Genomic DNA, 16,970 nt, shown 5'->3' on the forward strand with positions numbered 1-16,970 from the left:
GCACGCTGTTGAGTTCTCAAGGAACGGACGCTTCCTTTGAAACCGTATCACCGGTTTCTCCGGGCGCTTCCCTTCGGTCTTTCGTGTTTCCAACCCTACCAGATCCGTTTTCCGTTCCGTTTCCGGTCCGAATTACGTTTCCCGTGGCCGTTGGAGGGCCTTGCCTTTCGGCTTCCTCGACTTTATCAGAATTTCTCTGAGTCGATTTCCACCCCGCTGTCGGGCTCCTCCGGAGGCCGTTGAGCGCTCCGGGTTCCCCCTCTGGCGGAGACGTAAACGTACTGGAGCGGGGCTCCTGGATGCAAATCGAGGAGCCCCGCTGGGTGTTCAGCGCCGGGTGGGCGCTGAGGGCGCGTCAGACCTCGACGACGACCGGGAGGATCATCGGGCGCCGACGGTAGTTGTCGGAGACCCACTTGCCCACGGTGCGGCGCACGATCTGCTGGAGCTGATACGGGTCCGCGACGCCGTCGGAGGCCATCTTGGCCATGGCGTCCTCGACCTTCGGGATGACCGCGGAGAAGGCGGCATCCTCGATCCCGGATCCCCGAGCCTGGATGTACGGGCCGCCTACGGTCTTGCCGGTCGTGCTGTCGACGACCACGAAGACCGAGATGATGCCCTCCTCGCCGAGGATGCGGCGGTCCTTCAGCGAGGTCTCCGTGACATCGCCGACCGAGAGGCCGTCCACGTACACGTATCCCGCCTGCACCTTGCCGACGATTTTGGCGACGCCGTCGACGAGGTCGACCACCACACCGTCCTCGGCGATGACGCAACGGTTCTTCGGCACCCCGGTCAGGGCGCCCAGTTCGGCGTTGGCACGCAGATGGCGCCACTCACCGTGTACCGGCATCAGGTTCTTGGGCTTGCAGATGTTGTAGAAGTACAACAGCTCACCGGCTGAGGCATGGCCGGAGACATGCACCTTGGCGTTGCCCTTGTGGACGACGTGGGCGCCCCAGCGCGTCAGCCCGTTGATGACCCGGAAGACCGCGGTCTCGTTACCGGGGATCAGCGACGACGCGAGGATCACCGTGTCGCCCTGGACGATGCGGATCTGGTGGTCCCGGTTGGCCATGCGGGACAGCGCGGCCATCGGCTCGCCCTGGGAGCCCGTGCAGACGAGCACGACTTCGTCGTCCGGAAGGTCGTCAAGCGTCTTCACCTCCACCACGAGACCGGCCGGCACCCGCAGATAGCCGAGGTCGCGGGCGATGCCCATGTTGCGGACCATCGAGCGGCCGACGAAGGCGACCCGCCGCCCATGTTCGTGTGCCGCGTCGAGGACCTGCTGGATGCGGTGCACATGGCTGGCGAAGCTCGCGACGATGATGCGCTTCTGGGCGCTCGCGAAGACCTGGCCCAGCACATTCGAGATATCGCGCTCAGGCGGTACGAACCCGGGGACCTCGGCGTTCGTGGAGTCCACCAGGAGCAGGTCGATGCCCTCCTCGCCGAGCCGCGCGAACGCGGGCAGGTCGGTGAGGCGGCCGTCGAGCGGCAGCTGGTCCATCTTGAAGTCGCCCGTGTGCACGACCATGCCGGCCGGGGTCCGGATGGCGACCGCGAGGGCGTCCGGGATGGAGTGGTTGACCGCCACGAACTCGCACTCGAAGGGGCCGATCCGCTCGCGGTGCCCCTCCTCGACCTCGAGGGTGTACGGGCGGATCCGGTGCTCCTGCAGCTTGGCCTCGATCAGGGCGAGGGTCAGCTTGGAGCCGATCAGCGGGATGTCGGCCTTCTCGCGCAACAGGAAGGGGACGCCACCGATGTGGTCCTCGTGGCCGTGCGTGAGCACGATGCCGTCGATGTCGTCCAGGCGGTCCCGGATGGACGTGAAGTCCGGCAGGATCAGGTCGACTCCGGGCTGCTCCTCCTCGGGGAAGAGCACTCCGCAGTCGACGATCAGCAGCCGGCCACCGTACTCGAAGACCGTCATGTTGCGGCCGATCTCACCGAGTCCGCCGAGCGGGGTGACGCGCAGGCCGCCCTTGGGGAGCTTCGGCGGGGAGCCGAGCTCAGGATGCGGATGACTCAAAAGACTCTCCTCACCACACACGCCACGTGCCCCTGGGGCACATGGCGCGCATGACATTCGTGCACTTGCTGATATGTCTGTATGCAGTTGTGAAGTATGAAGGTGCGAAAAATCGCATCTTTGATTAGAGCTGTACCCCGCCGGCGGCGAGATCGCGCGTGAGCTGTTCCGTTTCCTCGGGGGTGAGCTCGACGAGCGGCAGGCGCAGCGGCCCCGCGGGCAGGCCCTGGAGGGCGAGCGCGGCCTTCGTCGTGATGACGCCCTGGTTACGGAACATCCCGGTGAAGACCGGGAGCAGCTGCTGGTGGATCTCGGTTGCCTTCGCGACGTCGCCCGCGAGATGGGCCTCGAGCATCGCGCGCAACTCGGGGCTGACGAGATGGCCGACCACGGAGACGAAGCCGACCGCGCCGACCGACAGCAGCGGCAGGTTCAGCATGTCGTCGCCGGAGTACCAGGCGAGGCGGGAGCGGGCGATGGCCCAGCTGGCGCGCCCGAGGTCGCCCTTGGCGTCCTTGTTGGCGACGATGCGCGGGTGCTCGGCGAGCCGGACGATGGTCTCGGTGCTGATCGGGACGCCGCTGCGGCCGGGGATGTCGTAGAGCATGACCGGCAGCCCGGTGGCGTCGGCGATGGCGGTGAAGTGCCGGAAGATGCCTTCCTGCGGGGGCTTGCTGTAGTACGGCGTGACGGCCAGCAGCCCATGGGCGCCGGCCTGCTCGGCCGCGCGGGCGAGCTCGACGCTGTGCCTGGTGTCGTTGGTGCCCGCTCCGGCTACGACGTGGGCGCGGTCGCCGACCGCCTCCACCACGGCTCGTACGAGCTGGGCTTTCTCCACATCGCTGGTGGTCGGGGACTCGCCGGTGGTGCCGTTGACGATCAGGCCGTCATTGCCGGCGTCCACCAGATGGGCAGCGAGTCGCTGGGCGCCGTCGAGGTCGAGCGCGCCGTCAGCGGTGAATGGCGTGACCATGGCGGTCAGCACCCGCCCGAAAGGGGTCTGCGATGTGGATGTCGGTGCCATGGGCCCCACGCTACTCGTAGCGCGCCCCACGGTGCTCGCGCGGGGCGGCGGACAGAGCGAAGAGATGGGACCCGGCACTGCCTGCTCGGGGGTTCAAGCAGTGCCGGGCCCGTTTGTTCAGCCTAGATGAACTTCTCGAACCGCCGCAATACGGACACTTCGCTCACGAGACCCGGCCGGGAGCTCGACGCGCTACGGAGCCACCCGCCCATTGGCGTTGAAGGCGGCGTGTGTCAGCGGCATCAGCTGGGCCCAGGCGGACTCCATCCGCTCCCCCACCATCTCGATCTCCCGCTGCGGGAAAGAGGGCACCGCGGCCTGCTCATGCTGGGTGCGCAGGCCCAGGAAGTGCATCAGCGAGCGGGCGTTGCACGTCGCGTACATCGAGGAGAACAGGCCGACCGGGAGGACGGAGCGGGCCACCTCGCGCGCCACCCCGGCGGCCAGCATCTCCTGGTAGGCCTCGTACGCGTAGCGGTACGCGTCCTCCATCACCCGGCCGGTCAGCTCGTGCTGCGCCGGGGTGCCCTCGACGAACTCGTACTTCCCCGGGCGGCCCTCCTGGACCAGCTTGCGCGCCTCCCCCGGAACGTAGAAGACCGGCTGGAGCTCGCGGTACCGGCCGGACTCCTCGTTGTACGACCAGCCCACCCGGTGCCGCATGAACTCGCGGAAGACGAAGATCGGGGCGCTGATGAAGAAGGTCATCGAGTTGTGCTCGAACGGGCTGCCGTGCCGGTCGCGCATCAGGAAATTGATCAGCCCCTTGGAGCGCTCGGGGTCCTTGGTGAGCTCGTCGAGGGACTGCTCACCCGCGGTGGACACCCGCGCGGCCCACAGGACGTCGGAGTCGGCAGCGCTGTGCTTGACCAGTTCGACGGTCACATCGCTGCGGAAACTGGCCTTCTCGGTCTCGGCGGGGGTCTCGGTCACCGGCAGGGTCCTTCCACGTATCCATCGCTCGGGGCGGCGCCCAGCTTACGGGCCCCCGCCGACAGCCCCGATCACGGAAAATCTTGAATGAAGTTGCCGGAACAGGGCACCCAACTCCCCGTTCGCACGTCCTACCCATTGAAGTACCCATGTACGAGGTTCCTAGGAGAGCCCCCTGATGTCCCGCCGGCGAGAGCCTGTTCCGTTCGCCTTTGTCGCCGAAGCCGACCGTTTCCGCAGCAATGTCACCCCACCGCCCCGCCCCCGCGCCACGCCGTCCCAGATAGCCGGCCGGACGCTGATCGGGCTCACGATCATCGCCGGCTTCGTCGGCTCGCTGATGTTCGGCATGCCCGCGCTCGACAGCCAGTCGCACCCCACCCGCCAGATGCAGCAGTCGGAGGCATCGAACGGGCGCTGAGCGCCGACTCGCGCTGAGATAGCCTCACCCAGCACAGCCCTTTGGACGTGTGTGTGAGTGAGGACATTCCGTGCCCCTGCCCTTCCTGACAGCCGACCGCGCCCTTGACGACGACGAGGCGGCGGCCGGAGCAGACCCGTTCGCCTACGAGGACCGGGACCGCTGGCGCCGTCCGTACCGGCCGGGCCCCTGGAGGGTCGGGGGCGCGGCGCTTTTGCTGCTGCTCGCCTCCTACGTCCTCTTCTCCGCGATGATCATCGCGATTGCGGGGTCGGTGCCCGCGGCCGGCATATGCGTCGCCGTCGCGGCGCTGGTGATCGTGTGCGCCGTCCGGCTGGTGCGGGCCGGTGTCCAGGTGAGCGCGCGGGGGCTGCGGCAGACCGGCCTCCTCAGCAGTACGACGGTGGAGTGGCCGGACATCGCCGCGATCCGCACGGCCCAGCAGCCGGTCCGGTGGCTGGGCCTTCCCCGTACCGTCCAGGGGCAGGCGGTGCTCGCCGAACCGGCACGTGGCGGAGCGCCGCTCACCCTGATCACCAGCCACAGCGCCGACTTCCTGGGGCGCCCGGAGGGATTCGACACGGCGTCCGACGCGATGGAGGGCTGGGCGGCCGCATACCGCTGAGCCGTACGGACCCGGGGCCGGTCAGCCCCGGGTCCGTACCGGTTTGCCGTCGTGCAGGGCGATGGCGCGCTGCATCGCCTTACGGGCCCGCACCGTGTCCCGGGCGTCGTGGTACGCGACGGCGAGCCGGAACCAGGACCGCCAGTCCTCCGGCGACTCCTCCGTCTCGGCCCGCCGCTTGGCGAAGACCGCGTCCGCCGAGTCCCGGTCGATACGCCCGCCGGGCGTCCGTACCAGCTCATCGACCGGCAGCCCGCCCTCGGCCTCCAGCTCGCGCGCGAGCCGGTTCGCGCTGCGCGCGAACCGCGTGGTCTGCCAGAGGAACCAGGCGCCGATGAAGGGCAGCACCAGGACGGCCGCCCCGAAGACGACGGTCACCGGCGTGCCCTCCCGGATGAGCAGCACCCCGCGGCTGCCGACCAGGACGAAGTAGACGACCAGGACGGCCGCGAGAACGAAATACGTGATCTTTGCGCGCACCGGTGTGCCCTCAGTCCAGATCGAGGAAGTGTTCCAGGCCGAAGGTCAGGCCGGGGGTGGTCACCACGCGGCGCGCGCCGAGCAGAATGCCCGGCATGAAGCTGCTGTGGTGGAGGGAGTCATGGCGGATCGTGAGCGTCTCGCCCTCACCGCCCAGCAGGACCTCCTGATGGGCGAGGAGGCCGCGCAGCCGTACCGAGTGCACCGGCACCCCGTCCACGTCCGCGCCCCGCGCGCCGTCCAGACCCGTGGCCGTGGCGTCCGGCTGCGGTGCGCAGCCGGCCTCCCGCCGTGCCTCGGCGATCAGCTGGGCGGTGCGGGCGGCGGTGCCGGAGGGGGCGTCCACCTTGTTCGGGTGGTGCAACTCGATGACCTCGACCGATTCGAAGAAACGGGCGGCCTGGCGGGCGAACCGCATGGTCAGCACGGCGCCGATGGAGAAGTTCGGCGCGATGAGCACACCGGTGCGCGGCGAGGCCTCGAGCCAGCCGCGCAGCCGTGCGAGCCGCTCGTCCGTCCAGCCGGTGGTGCCGACGACGCCGTGGATGCCGTGCCGGACGCAGAACTCGAGGTTGTCCATCACCGAGCCGGGCTCGGTCAGCTCGACCGCGACCTCGGCGCCCGCCTCGACCAGGGTCTCCAGTTGGTCGCCCCGGCCCAGCGCGGCGACCAGCTCCATGTCGTCGGCGGCCTCCACCGCCCGTACCGCCTCGGAGCCGATCCGGCCCTTGGCACCGAGGACGGCCACGCGCAGCTTGCTCATCGTTCCTTTTCCTTCGACTCTGGCGACTTGAGGACGCTTGGGGACGGCTCTATGCGATGGCGTCGTCGAGACGGGCCGCCTGCTTGTCCTTCACCGGGCCGATGACGGACAGCGAAGGACGCTGACCCAGTACATCGCGCGCCACCTCGCGCACCTCGTCCGGGGTGACCGCCTGGATCCGTGTGAGCATCTCGTCCACCGACATCTGCTCGCCCCAGCACAGCTCGCTCTTGCCGATCCGGTTCATCAGCGCGCCGGTGTCCTCCAGGCCCAGCACCGTGGAGCCGGAGAGCTGGCCGACGGCGCGCCGCAGCTCCTCGTCGGTGAGGCCGTCCCGCGCGACCTGGTCGAGCTCGTCGCGGCAGATCTTGAGGACGTCGTGCACCTGGCTCGGGCGGCAGCCGGCGTAGACGCCGAAGAGGCCGCAGTCGGCGAAGCCCGAGGTGTAGGAGTAGACGCTGTAGGCGAGCCCGCGCTTCTCGCGGACCTCCTGGAAGAGCCGGGAGCTCATACCGCCGCCGAGCGCGGTGTTGAGCACCCCGAGCGCCCAGCGCCGGTCGTCGGTGCGCGGAATGCCGGGCATGCCGAGGACGACATGCGCCTGCTCGGTCTTGCGGCCGAGCAGGTCGACCTTGCCCGCGGTGCGGATCGTCCGGGAACCGTGGCGCGGGGCGACCGGGACCGCGTCCGTACGGGACAGGGCGCCCGCCTCCTCGAAGGCCTTGCGCACCTGACGCACGACCGTGGCATGGTCCACATTGCCCGCGGCGGCGACCACGAGGTGGGTCGGGTCGTAGTGCTTCTTGTAGAAGCGGGCGATCTGGTCCCGGCCCAGCCCGTTGACGGTGTCGACGGTGCCGAGGACCGGGCGGCCGAGCGGGGTGTCGCCGAGCATGGTGTGCGCGAACAGGTCGTGCACACAGTCGCCCGGGTCGTCCTCGGTCATCGCGATCTCTTCGAGGACGACGCCGCGCTCGGCGTCCACGTCCGCCGCGTCGATCAGCGAGCCGGTCAGCATGTCACAGACGACATCGATGGCCAGCGGCAGATCGGTGTCGAGCACCCGCGCGTAGTAGCAGGTGTACTCCTTGGCCGTGAAGGCGTTCATCTCGCCACCGACCGCGTCTATGGCGGCGGAGATGTCGAGCGCGCTGCGCCGCTCGGTGCCCTTGAAGAGCAGATGCTCCAGATAGTGGGTGGCGCCGTTCAGCGTCGGGGTCTCATCGCGCGAGCCGACGTGCGCCCAGATACCGAAGGTCGCGGAGCGGACGGACGGCAGGGTCTCGGTGACGACGCGCAGGCCGCCGGGGAGGGTGGTCTTGCGGACCGTACCGATGCCGTTCTCTCCCTTGAGAAGCGTTTGGGTACGGGCGACGGCCCGCCCCTCCGAGGAGGGGCGGGCCGTCGCCACGTCAGCGCGGGACGTCACTTGGCAGCTTCGTCCTTCGCCTCGTCGTCCGCGCTCTCGTCGCCCTCGACGACCGGGATCAGCGAGAGCTTGCCGCGCTGGTCGATCTCGGCGATCTCGACCTGGACCTTGGCGCCGACCGCCAGCACGTCCTCCACGTTCTCCACGCGCTTGCCACCGGCGAGCTTGCGGATCTGCGAGATGTGCAGCAGGCCGTCCTTGCCCGGGAGCAGGGAGACGAAGGCACCGAAGGTGGTGGTCTTCACGACCGTGCCCAGGTAGCGCTCGCCGACCTCGGGCATCGTCGGGTTGGCGATGCCGTTGATGGTCGCGCGGGCGGCCTCGGCGGCCGGGCCGGCGGCGGCACCGATGTAGATGGTGCCGTCGTCCTCGATGGTGATGTCGGCGCCGGTGTCCTCCTGGATCTGGTTGATCATCTTGCCCTTGGGGCCGATGACCTCACCGATCTTGTCCACCGGGATCTTGACGGTGATGATCCGCGGCGCGTTCGGGGACATCTCGTCCGGGACGTCGATGGCCTCGTTCATCACATCGAGGATGTGCAGCCGGGCGTCGCGGGCCTGCTTGAGGGCCGCGGCCAGCACGGTCGCCGGAATGCCGTCCAGCTTGGTGTCCAGCTGCAGCGCGGTCACGAACTGCTTGGTACCGGCGACCTTGAAGTCCATGTCGCCGAACGCGTCCTCCGCACCGAGGATGTCGGTGAGGGTGACGTAGTGGGTCTCGCCGTCGATCTCCTGGGAGATCAGGCCCATCGCGATGCCCGCGACCGGGGCCTTCAGCGGCACACCGGCGTTCAGCAGCGACATGGTGGACGCGCAGACCGAGCCCATGGAGGTCGAGCCGTTGGAGCTGAGCGCCTCGGAGACCTGGCGGATGGCGTACGGGAACTCCTCGCGGGTCGGCAGCACCGGGACCAGCGCCCGCTCGGCCAGCGCGCCGTGGCCGATCTCGCGGCGCTTGGGGGAGCCGACGCGGCCGGTCTCACCCGTGGAGTACGGCGGGAAGTTGTAGTTGTGCATGTAGCGCTTGCGCGTCTCGGGCGCGAGCGTGTCCAGCTGCTGCTCCATGCGGAGCATGTTCAGCGTGGTGACGCCGAGGATCTGGGTCTCGCCGCGCTCGAACAGCGCCGAGCCGTGCACCCGCGGGATCGCCTCGACCTCGGCGGCCAGCGTACGGATGTCCGTGACGCCGCGGCCGTCGATGCGCTTCTTCTCCTTGATGACGCGCTCGCGCACCAGGGTCTTGGTCAGCGCGCGGTACGCGGCCGAGATCTCCTTCTCGCGCCCCTCGAACTGCGGCAGCAGCTTCTCGGCGGCCAGACCCTTGACGCGGTCCAGCTCGGCCTCGCGCTCCTGCTTGCCCGGGATGGTCAGCGCCTGGGCGAGCTCGTCGCGGACGGCGGCGGTCATCGCCTCCAGGACGTCGTCCTGGTAGTCGAGGAAGATCGGGAACTCGCGGGTCGGCTTCGCGGCCTTGGCGGCGAGGTCCGACTGCGCCTTGCACAGCACCTTGATGAAGGGCTTCGCGGCCTCGAGGCCCGCGGCGACGATCTCCTCGGTCGGCGCCTCGGCGCCGTCCTTGACCAGCTGGATGGTCTGCTTGGTGGCCTCGGCCTCGACCATCATGATCGCGACATCGCCGTCCTCCAGGACGCGACCGGCGACGACCATGTCGAAGACGGCGTCCTCGAGCTCGGAGTGGGTCGGGAAGGCCACCCACTGGCCCTTGACCAGGGCGACACGGGTGCCGCCGATCGGGCCGGAGAACGGCAGGCCCGCCAGCTGGGTCGAGCAGGAGGCGGCGTTGATCGCGACCACGTCGTAGAGGTGGTCGGGGTTGAGCGCCATGATCGTCTCGACGACCTGGATCTCGTTGCGCAGGCCCTTCTTGAAGGACGGGCGCAGCGGGCGGTCGATCAGGCGGCAGGTGAGGATCGCGTCCTCGGACGGGCGGCCCTCACGGCGGAAGAACGAGCCGGGGATGCGCCCGGCGGCGTACATCCGCTCCTCGACGTCGACCGTCAGCGGGAAGAAGTCGAGCTGGTCCTTGGGGTTCTTGGAAGCGGTGGTGGCCGACAGCACCATGGTGTCGTCGTCCAGGTAGGCCACGGCGGAGCCGGCGGCCTGACGGGCCAGGCGGCCCGTCTCGAAACGGATCGTGCGGGTGCCGAAGGCGCCATTGTCGATGACAGCTTCGGCGTAGTGGGTCTCGTTCTCCACCAGGAAAATCTCCTCTTCTGCGTCCCTCGTCCGTGTGACGGGGGACGGTGGTGGAGCAGCGCCCCTGGCCTGTGATCCGGCGGCCGGGCCGGTCTTCGATCGAAGCTACCGGAATTACCAGTTCCGGGAGCCACTACCGAGGACCGGCTCCTGTGGCACCGGTGCGGCGGGAAGGAGGCGCTCCTCCTCGTTCGTTATGGCGTTGTTGGGACCAGACTACAAAGCTTCGGCCGTCATCACGACGGCTGGACTGTCTGGTGTGCACGGTGCGTAGCGAACGCGACGCGCTCCGTGCGACATTCGTAGGGGGCGGCGGATGGCCGAAACCGTACGGCGCTGAAACCTACGGCAACACGTACGGCGAAGGGAGCGGCCCCTGGCACGGGAACCGCTCCCTTCACGGCGTCCTACCTGGCGCCCGCCGCACCGCGGCGGATACCCAGGCGCTCGACCAGCGCACGGAAGCGCGTGATGTCCTTCTTCGCCAGGTACTGCAGCAGCCGGCGGCGCTGGCCGACCAGAAGCAGCAGGCCCCGACGGGAGTGGTGGTCGTGCTTGTGGGTCTTCAGGTGCTCGGTCAGGTCGGAGATGCGGCGCGAGAGCAGCGCGACCTGAACCTCGGGGGAGCCGGTGTCGCCCTCCTTGGTGGCGAACTCGGACATGATCTGCTTCTTCGTAGCGGCGTCGAGCGACACGCGATACTCCTTGGTACGTCATTTCAGCCGCCGAGTGCCCCTGGTCGGTGTCTCAGGGGAGCTTCCGTGACTCGGGAGGCGAGGTCCGCTGGGCGCTGTCTCCAGACCCTTCGGGAAGGCTCCGGGGGCGCGTACACAAACGACCGTCACACAGCGTACCAGCGTCGGGGACGGGGGCCGGCGCCGGTGCCGGTGCCCGCCGCGAGATCGCCATTACCTCCCTGGCAATCCCGATGGCAACCGCCTGCCTGGTCCACGTCCGACTGACAGTGTTCGATTGCCGCCGCACGCACGGTGGGACGACACTGTCAGCCAAGCACTGGGCGGGTTTGTTCCGCGGTACCCGAAGGGATTCTCCACCGATGGCCGACGCCAAAGAGAAGGCTGAGCTGTACGCCCTCGACATCTCCGGTGTCGAGTGGCTCAGCGCGCCTGGCAGCACCTCCGAAGACCGGGTAGAGATCGCCTACCTGCCGAACGGGGCAGTGGCCATGCGGAACTCCGCCGACCCCGAGACGGTGCTGCGCTACACGGAGGCCGAGTGGCGCGCCTTTGTACTCGGCGCGCGGGACGGCGAGTTCGACCTGCGCTGAGGAGCATGAGCGAGGGGGCGGACGCCGGCCGGCGTCCGCCCCCTCCTTGTTGTGCGCTACCGGTTGTGCGCTACCGGTCGTTACGCGCTACCGGTCAGGAGCCGAAAGCCATCAGGAGCTTCTCGCTTTCCCCGCTGGTGTTGCCCGTGAGGCGGTTCGAGGCGATGTAGAAGGTGCCGTCCTCGTAGGTGCGGGTGGCGGAGTAGAAGCCGTCCTCCTCACCGCGTGTGGCCTGGGGCAGCTGCAGGAGCGTCTTCGGCTTGCCGCCGCCCGGGCCGATGCTGACGACCAGGCCGGCGTGGTCGTACGAGGGCTCCTCGTACGCGATGAGGTTCTTGCCGTCGACGCGCAGCGGGAGCAGCATCCGGCCGTCCACCGTGACCGCCCACTTCTTCTTGCCGCTGTTGAGGTCGAAGGCGTGGATCTCGGTCATCGAACCCGACCCGCTGTCCTGCTTCATCTCGGTGGGCAGGTAGAAGGTGTCCGCGGAGGCCGCGACGCCCTGGCAGCCGCCCATATTGGTGCCGAAGATGTCCAGCCCGCACTGCGGCTGGTAGGACTGCTTGCCCAGGTCGAGCACCGAGCGCTCCTTGCCGCTCTCGGAGATCGCGAGGATGCCGCCGGACTTGCGGTCCTCGTTACTGAGGGCGATGACGGCGGGGCTCGTCGAGAAGATCTTGCTGACCTTGTAGCCCTTACGGACGGTGTAGGCCCACTTGATCTTGCCGTTGGGGGTGACCTTCTGCAGCTTGGCGGTGCCGTCATTGCAGGAGTAGGCGCGCAGCAGAGCCTTGCCACCCGCGAAGCCGTCCACCGAGCAGGCGGGGCTCAGCTCTCCGGGGGAGACCTCCTTGCCGTCCCCGACCTTGACGATGGCCGAGCCGCCGAACCAGGAGAGGCCGACGAGGTCGCCACTTTGGGACATGCCCATGCTGTTGTAGTCGCTGCCGAAGGGGCCCGCCTCGGGGGCGTCATGGTCCCAGAGCTTGGTGCCCTTGTTCAGGTCGAGCAGGGCGAGTTGGCTGCAGGAGTCCTTCCGGTTGCCCCCGTAGGCGACCACGACCTTGCCGTCCGTCTGGGAATTGGGGGCGGCGCAGACGGCCTTGGGGAGCGAGAGCGTCCACTTCTTGCTGCCGTCGTCCTTGTACGCGATGACCTTGTCCTGGACAGTCTTGACGACGAAGCCCTTCATCACCCAGAAGCCGGGCACATCGACGCCGCTCTTGGTCACCTCGGGCGCGGGGGTCTGGTACAGGAGCTTCGCCTCGCCCCCCTGGCGCGCGTCGTTGGGGTCGTTGTCGCCGCCGTCGCGACCGCCGGCGTTGTTGTCATCGCCGGTGGGCTGAGTGGTCGGGTCCTGCTTGTTCTGCTTGGCCGGGGCCGTGGTCGACGTGGCCCTGGGCTTCTTGGCGTCGTCCCCGCCGCCCACCGCGGCGTACACCCCGCCGCCCGCGGCGAGCAGGACCGCCACGGCCGCGCCGATGATGAGGGCCTTCCGCTTCTTGTCCTGACCGCCGCCCCCGGGCGGAGGCGCACCGTACGGCTGGCCCGGCGGCGTGCCGTACGGGCCGCCGAATCCGGGCTGAGGATGCGCCTGCGCGTACGGATTCGAGGGGTCGGGCTGCGGAGGGCCCGGGACTCCGGGCACGCCGGGCGGCGCGGGCGGGCTCGGCGGGTGGACACCGGTGTCCCATATCTGGGGCGGTGCGTGACCCGCCGGGGGCGTCGGCGGAGCGGCCGGAGGTGTTGGCGGAGCGGCCGGGGGCGTCGGAGGTTGTGCCGGAGGGGTCGGAGGGGTCGGAGGGGCGGCGGGCGGTGCAGGCGGAGTCGGGGGCTGCTGCGGCGTGCCGAAGCCACCCTTGGAGGGCTCCTGTGGCGCGCCGAAGCCGCCGGACGGCGGCTGGTTGGGGGGGTGGGGCGGCTGCGACATCAGCGCTTACCTCTTATGCGGGTCCATCGACCGTCGGCCTCCCCCCGCCATCCGGCTGGCTGGGCCTGCCGGAAAGGAGCGATTCGGTCGTAGATCCCGCTGCGCAACGGCTTTCGAGCGGGGACTCTTTGTACCACCGGACGCATGAGTCTCCACCGTTGGTTGCACGGGTACGTACGGCCGTAAGGCACGGTGACGTATCGGTCGGCCGCTGGTGCCGGGACGGGCCTGCCCTTGCGGCGCTCATGGTGATTAGTCTTGGTGTGCGCGGTGGAGAACCTGTTCAGGGGTCCCCGGCGTCACAAAAGGGGAAAGCCGAACGGTCGGACGACAGTAGCGATCGGTATCAGATCGGCCTCGCCAAGAATTTCAAGGGTGTTCGACCACACCAGGAGGCATTGTGAGCAGCGATCGGGACGAGATCCGCACGGGCGGAAACCCCCCCGGCGATGATCGGTCCGACGCGGAGACCGAGCACACGGGCGAGTTCACCATCGACTACACCCCTCCCGCCTGGTACACGCAGAACGCTTCGTCGGCCTCGACGGCCTCTGCGCCGGATGCCGGTTCCGACGCGACCGGCCCGGGCGACGACGCGGGGGCGCCTCCCCCGCCTCCGCCGCCCACGGGCAACCCGGTCTCCGCGCCCGGGCTTCCGGAGCCGAGCAACTTCCCCCGCACATGGGCGCCGCCGCCCGTGACGCCTTCCGCCGAGCCCGCGCCGGACGAACCCACGGTGGACGAACCCACAGTGGACGAACCCACAGTGGACGAGGCGCATGTGCAAGCCGAGGCCGAGGAGGAGGCGCGGCCGAGGGAGCCGGGAGAGGAACATCCCGGCGGAATCACCGCCGTGCCCTCTTTGCCCAACTTCAGCCCCGACCCGGTGACTCCGCACGTGGCTGACGCCGCGACGGATGACGTCACGTCGAAGAGCGTGGAGCCGGAAGAGGAGCGGGAAGCGAACGACGCCGAGGAGCGTGCGGTCGGGATTCCTGCGGCCCCGGCCGACGACGACTACGCGTTGGCGCCCGCCCTATCCACGCGGGACACCGCCGACAACACCGACGGCGCGGGCGCCGGGGGTGACAGCGGCGATGTGATCAGCAACTCCACCATGCGGTTCTCCACCGCCGCACTGCGGCGCGAGATGGCCGAACGCAAGGGCGAAGGCGAGGGTGCCGAGGGCGTTCCCGGGCAGTCCGCTGCGGGTGCGTCCGGATCCGCTTCCGATTCCGTTCCTGGTTCTGGTTCTGGTTCTGCTTCTGGTCCCGCGGATACGGGCGACCGTACGAGCGGCGATGTGCGCAGCGAAGGGACCCTACGCTTCTCCACGGCCGCGCTGCGGCGCGAAATGGAGGAGCGGAAGAGTCAGAACGCCGAGCCGTCCGACGCCGAGCCCCAGGACGCGATTCCCGAGGACGCGGCGCAGCCGGGCGTGCCGTCGCCGGAGCCGCCGGCACCGCAGCCGCCGCTGTACGCCTCCCGTGAGAAGCCCGCCACCGCGTGGGCTCCGCCGCCGGTTCCGCAGTCCGGGTTGCCGCCGCTGCCGCCGGACTTCCAGCCTGCCGCGCAGGGCGCGGACGGTGGGGCGGGCGCTCCGCCCGCACCGCAGGGCGGCGGCGCCTCGGCTCCGGTTCCCGAGCAGCGCACGGACGGGCCCGGCGCTCCCGGCGCGGGTGGGCCCGTGCCGTCGCAGGGCGCCTCCTGGGCGCCTCCGGCGCCCGGTACGCAGGGCCGCCAGTCCGCTCCTGCCGCTCCGGGGCCGCAGGGCGGCGGCTACGGCTATCCGCGGCCTGGCGACGGTACGCCCGGGGCGGTCCCCGGGCGGCCTGGTCCGGCCCCGGTCCCGGGCCCGCATCAGGGGGGCGCCGGGGCTCCCGGCGCGCAGCCTCCGGCCGCGAACGCGCCCACCCCGCAGGGTGGTTACCCACAGGGCTCGCCGAACCCCCAGGGCCCGCCCAATCCGCAGGGCCCGCCTCCTCCGCAGGCTCCGCACTACGGCTACCCGCACCCCGGTGCGCCCGGGGCCAACCCGGCTCGGCCCGCACCCGGGCCCGCCGGTCCCGGCCAGAGTCCGCTGCCCGCGCAGGGCGGTTACGGATTCCCGCAACCGCCCGCCGACAGCGCCCCCGCCGCACAACCCCCGCACCCCGCACACCCCGGGCCCGCAGGCCCGCAGGGCGGTTACGGGTTCCCGCAACCGCCCGCCGACAGCGCCCCCGCCGCACAACCCCCACAGGCCGGGCCGGCAGGCCCGCAGGGCGGTTACGGATTCCCGCAGCCGCCCGCCGGGGCCGGGCCGCACGGTGTGCCGCCCGCCCAGCCGGGCCAGGGGCCTGGGGCGCAGGACGGTTACGGGTATCCGCAGGCCGATGCCAACGCGTCCGCGCCCGCCGATCCCCGGACCGGTGGCTGGCCGACCGTTACGCCGGACCAGCGGCAGCGGCCGGCTGGTGGCGCGGGGGCTCCGCTCGGGTACACCGCCGCGGTCGAGCTGTCCTCGGACCGACTCATCCGGGGCAAGCAGAAGCCGAAGAAGAACAACGTCGGCAACTCGCGCTTCAAGCTCGGCGGCAAGAAGGAGGAGGCGGAGCGGCAGCGCAAGCTGGAGCTGATCCGTACGCCCGTGCTCTCCTGCTACCGCATCGCGGTGATCAGTCTCAAGGGCGGTGTCGGCAAGACCACGACGACCACCGCTCTCGGTGCGACCCTGGCCACCGAGCGTCAGGACAAGGTCATCGCGATCGACGCCAACCCCGACGCGGGCACGCTCGGCCGGCGGGTGCGGCGTGAGACGGGGGCGACCATCCGCGACCTGGTCACGGCGATCCCGTATCTCAACAGCTATATGGACATCCGGCGGTTCACCTCACAGGCGCCGTCCGGTCTGGAGATCCTGGCCAACGACGTGGACCCGGCGGTCTCGACGACCTTCAACGACGACGACTACCGCCGCGTCATCGACGTCCTGGGCAAGCAGTACCCGATCGTCCTCACCGACTCGGGCACCGGTCTGCTCTACAGCGCGATGCGCGGTGTGCTGGACCTCGCCGACCAGCTGATCATCATCTCCACCCCGTCCGTGGACGGCGCGAGCAGTGCGAGCACCACGCTCGACTGGCTGTCCGCGCACGGCTACGCGGATCTGGTCTCGCGCAGTATTACGGTCATCTCCGGGGTCCGGGAGACGGGGAAGATGATCAAGGTCGATGACATCGTGTCGCACTTCGAGACCCGCTGCCGCGGGGTGGTCGTCGTGCCGTTCGACGAGCATCTGTCGGCGGGCGCCGAGGTGGACCTGGACATGATGCGGCCGAAGACCCGTGAGGCGTACTTCCACCTCTCGGCGCTGGTCGCGGAGGACTTCTCGCGCGCCCAGCAGGCACAGGGTCTGTGGACGGCGGGCGGCGGCACCCAGCCGCCGCAGATGGCCCCGCCGATGCCGGGCCATGGCCAGGGCCAGGGCCAGCCGCAGCAGCCCTACCCGGGGCCGTACGCGCCCCAGCAGGGTCAGCCGCAGCAGCACCCCGGATACCCGCAGTCTCAGCCCGGATATCCGCACCAGGGCGGCCAGCCGGGGCAGCCCGGTCCTCAGCCGGGCTGGCACCAGCCGCCGCAGCAGGCACAGGAGCAGGGGCAGCAGCAACCCCAGCCGGGGCACCCGGGGCAGCAGCCCCAGCCTGCGCAGCCCTGGCAGCACCCGCAGGCCGCCCAGCCGGGGCAGCCCTGGCAGCAGCAGCCCCCCGCCGGGCCCCAGCAGTAGCCAGATCAGCGCTTCGCCCCGTCGTACCGGTGATCGAATGATCCGGTCCGA

The 16,970-nt window shown here is 69.9% G+C and carries 13 protein-coding genes; 4 read left to right on the forward strand and 9 right to left on the reverse strand.

All coding sequences use genetic code 11. The features are described 5' to 3' along the window. Positions 1 to 355 precede the first annotated feature (355 nt). The 3 genes from ABZS71_RS32180 to thyX form a co-directional block, all read right to left on the reverse strand. Entirely contained in the window at positions 356 to 2,041 is a 1,686-nt protein-coding gene (locus ABZS71_RS32180; RefSeq protein WP_355858065.1) for a ribonuclease J, read from the reverse strand. 124 nt (positions 2,042 to 2,165) lie between these two features. Next, positions 2,166 to 3,065, reverse strand: a complete 900-nt coding sequence (gene dapA / locus ABZS71_RS32185) for a 4-hydroxy-tetrahydrodipicolinate synthase (RefSeq protein ID WP_355858062.1) — start codon at positions 3,063 to 3,065, stop codon at positions 2,166 to 2,168. 192 nt (positions 3,066 to 3,257) lie between these two features. Beyond that, a complete protein-coding gene (gene thyX / locus ABZS71_RS32190; protein ID WP_355858059.1) occupies positions 3,258 to 3,998 on the reverse strand; it encodes an FAD-dependent thymidylate synthase in 741 nt (246 codons plus the stop codon). A 178-nt stretch (positions 3,999 to 4,176) separates the two neighbouring features. Between thyX and ABZS71_RS32195 the strand changes: the two genes are divergently transcribed. After that, complete coding sequence (locus ABZS71_RS32195) at positions 4,177 to 4,419, forward strand: hypothetical protein (protein WP_355858056.1); 243 nt, start codon at positions 4,177 to 4,179, stop codon at positions 4,417 to 4,419. 70 nt (positions 4,420 to 4,489) lie between these two features. Further along, complete coding sequence (locus ABZS71_RS32200; RefSeq protein WP_356215671.1) at positions 4,490 to 5,044, forward strand: hypothetical protein; 555 nt, start codon at positions 4,490 to 4,492, stop codon at positions 5,042 to 5,044. Between the two features lie 21 nt (positions 5,045 to 5,065). Here ABZS71_RS32200 and ABZS71_RS32205 read toward each other — a convergent pair whose 3' ends face one another. The 5 genes from ABZS71_RS32205 to rpsO all read right to left on the reverse strand — a co-directional run bounded on the left by ABZS71_RS32205 (position 5,066) and on the right by rpsO (position 10,630). Further along, complete coding sequence (locus ABZS71_RS32205; RefSeq protein WP_355858050.1) at positions 5,066 to 5,524, reverse strand: hypothetical protein; 459 nt, start codon at positions 5,522 to 5,524, stop codon at positions 5,066 to 5,068. A 10-nt stretch (positions 5,525 to 5,534) separates the two neighbouring features. Next, positions 5,535 to 6,287: a 4-hydroxy-tetrahydrodipicolinate reductase gene (dapB, locus tag ABZS71_RS32210; protein ID WP_355858047.1), complete on the reverse strand. Its 753-nt coding sequence runs from the start codon at positions 6,285 to 6,287 to the stop codon at positions 5,535 to 5,537. 49 nt (positions 6,288 to 6,336) lie between these two features. Beyond that, positions 6,337 to 7,716, reverse strand: coding sequence for a pitrilysin family protein (locus ABZS71_RS32215; protein WP_356215673.1), 1,380 nt, complete (start codon positions 7,714 to 7,716; stop codon positions 6,337 to 6,339). After that, positions 7,713 to 9,935, reverse strand: a complete 2,223-nt coding sequence (locus tag ABZS71_RS32220; protein ID WP_356215675.1) for a polyribonucleotide nucleotidyltransferase — start codon at positions 9,933 to 9,935, stop codon at positions 7,713 to 7,715. Before ABZS71_RS32220 ends, ABZS71_RS32215 begins: the two co-directional genes overlap by 4 nt. Before the next feature lie 407 nt (positions 9,936 to 10,342). Further along, on the reverse strand, positions 10,343 to 10,630 hold the full coding sequence (gene rpsO / locus ABZS71_RS32225; protein WP_098749857.1) for a 30S ribosomal protein S15: 288 nt from the start codon (positions 10,628 to 10,630) through the stop codon (positions 10,343 to 10,345). Between the two features lie 362 nt (positions 10,631 to 10,992). Here rpsO and ABZS71_RS32230 point away from each other — a divergent pair, with 362 nt between their 5' ends. After that, positions 10,993 to 11,223: a DUF397 domain-containing protein gene (locus ABZS71_RS32230; protein ID WP_356215677.1), complete on the forward strand. Its 231-nt coding sequence runs from the start codon at positions 10,993 to 10,995 to the stop codon at positions 11,221 to 11,223. 94 nt (positions 11,224 to 11,317) lie between these two features. Here the strand turns inward: ABZS71_RS32230 and ABZS71_RS32235 are convergent, their stop codons facing one another. Next, positions 11,318 to 12,871: a PQQ-binding-like beta-propeller repeat protein gene (locus ABZS71_RS32235; RefSeq protein WP_356215679.1), complete on the reverse strand. Its 1,554-nt coding sequence runs from the start codon at positions 12,869 to 12,871 to the stop codon at positions 11,318 to 11,320. A gap of 682 nt (positions 12,872 to 13,553) precedes the next feature. Between ABZS71_RS32235 and ABZS71_RS32240 the strand changes: the two genes are divergently transcribed. Then, a complete protein-coding gene (locus ABZS71_RS32240; protein WP_356215681.1) occupies positions 13,554 to 16,919 on the forward strand; it encodes an SCO5717 family growth-regulating ATPase in 3,366 nt (1,121 codons plus the stop codon). The last annotated feature ends 51 nt before the right edge of the window (positions 16,920 to 16,970 follow it).

Origin of the sequence: Streptomyces sp. NPDC005393 (genome assembly GCF_040606675.1) — a bacterium.
GTDB lineage: Bacteria > Actinomycetota > Actinomycetes > Streptomycetales > Streptomycetaceae > Streptomyces.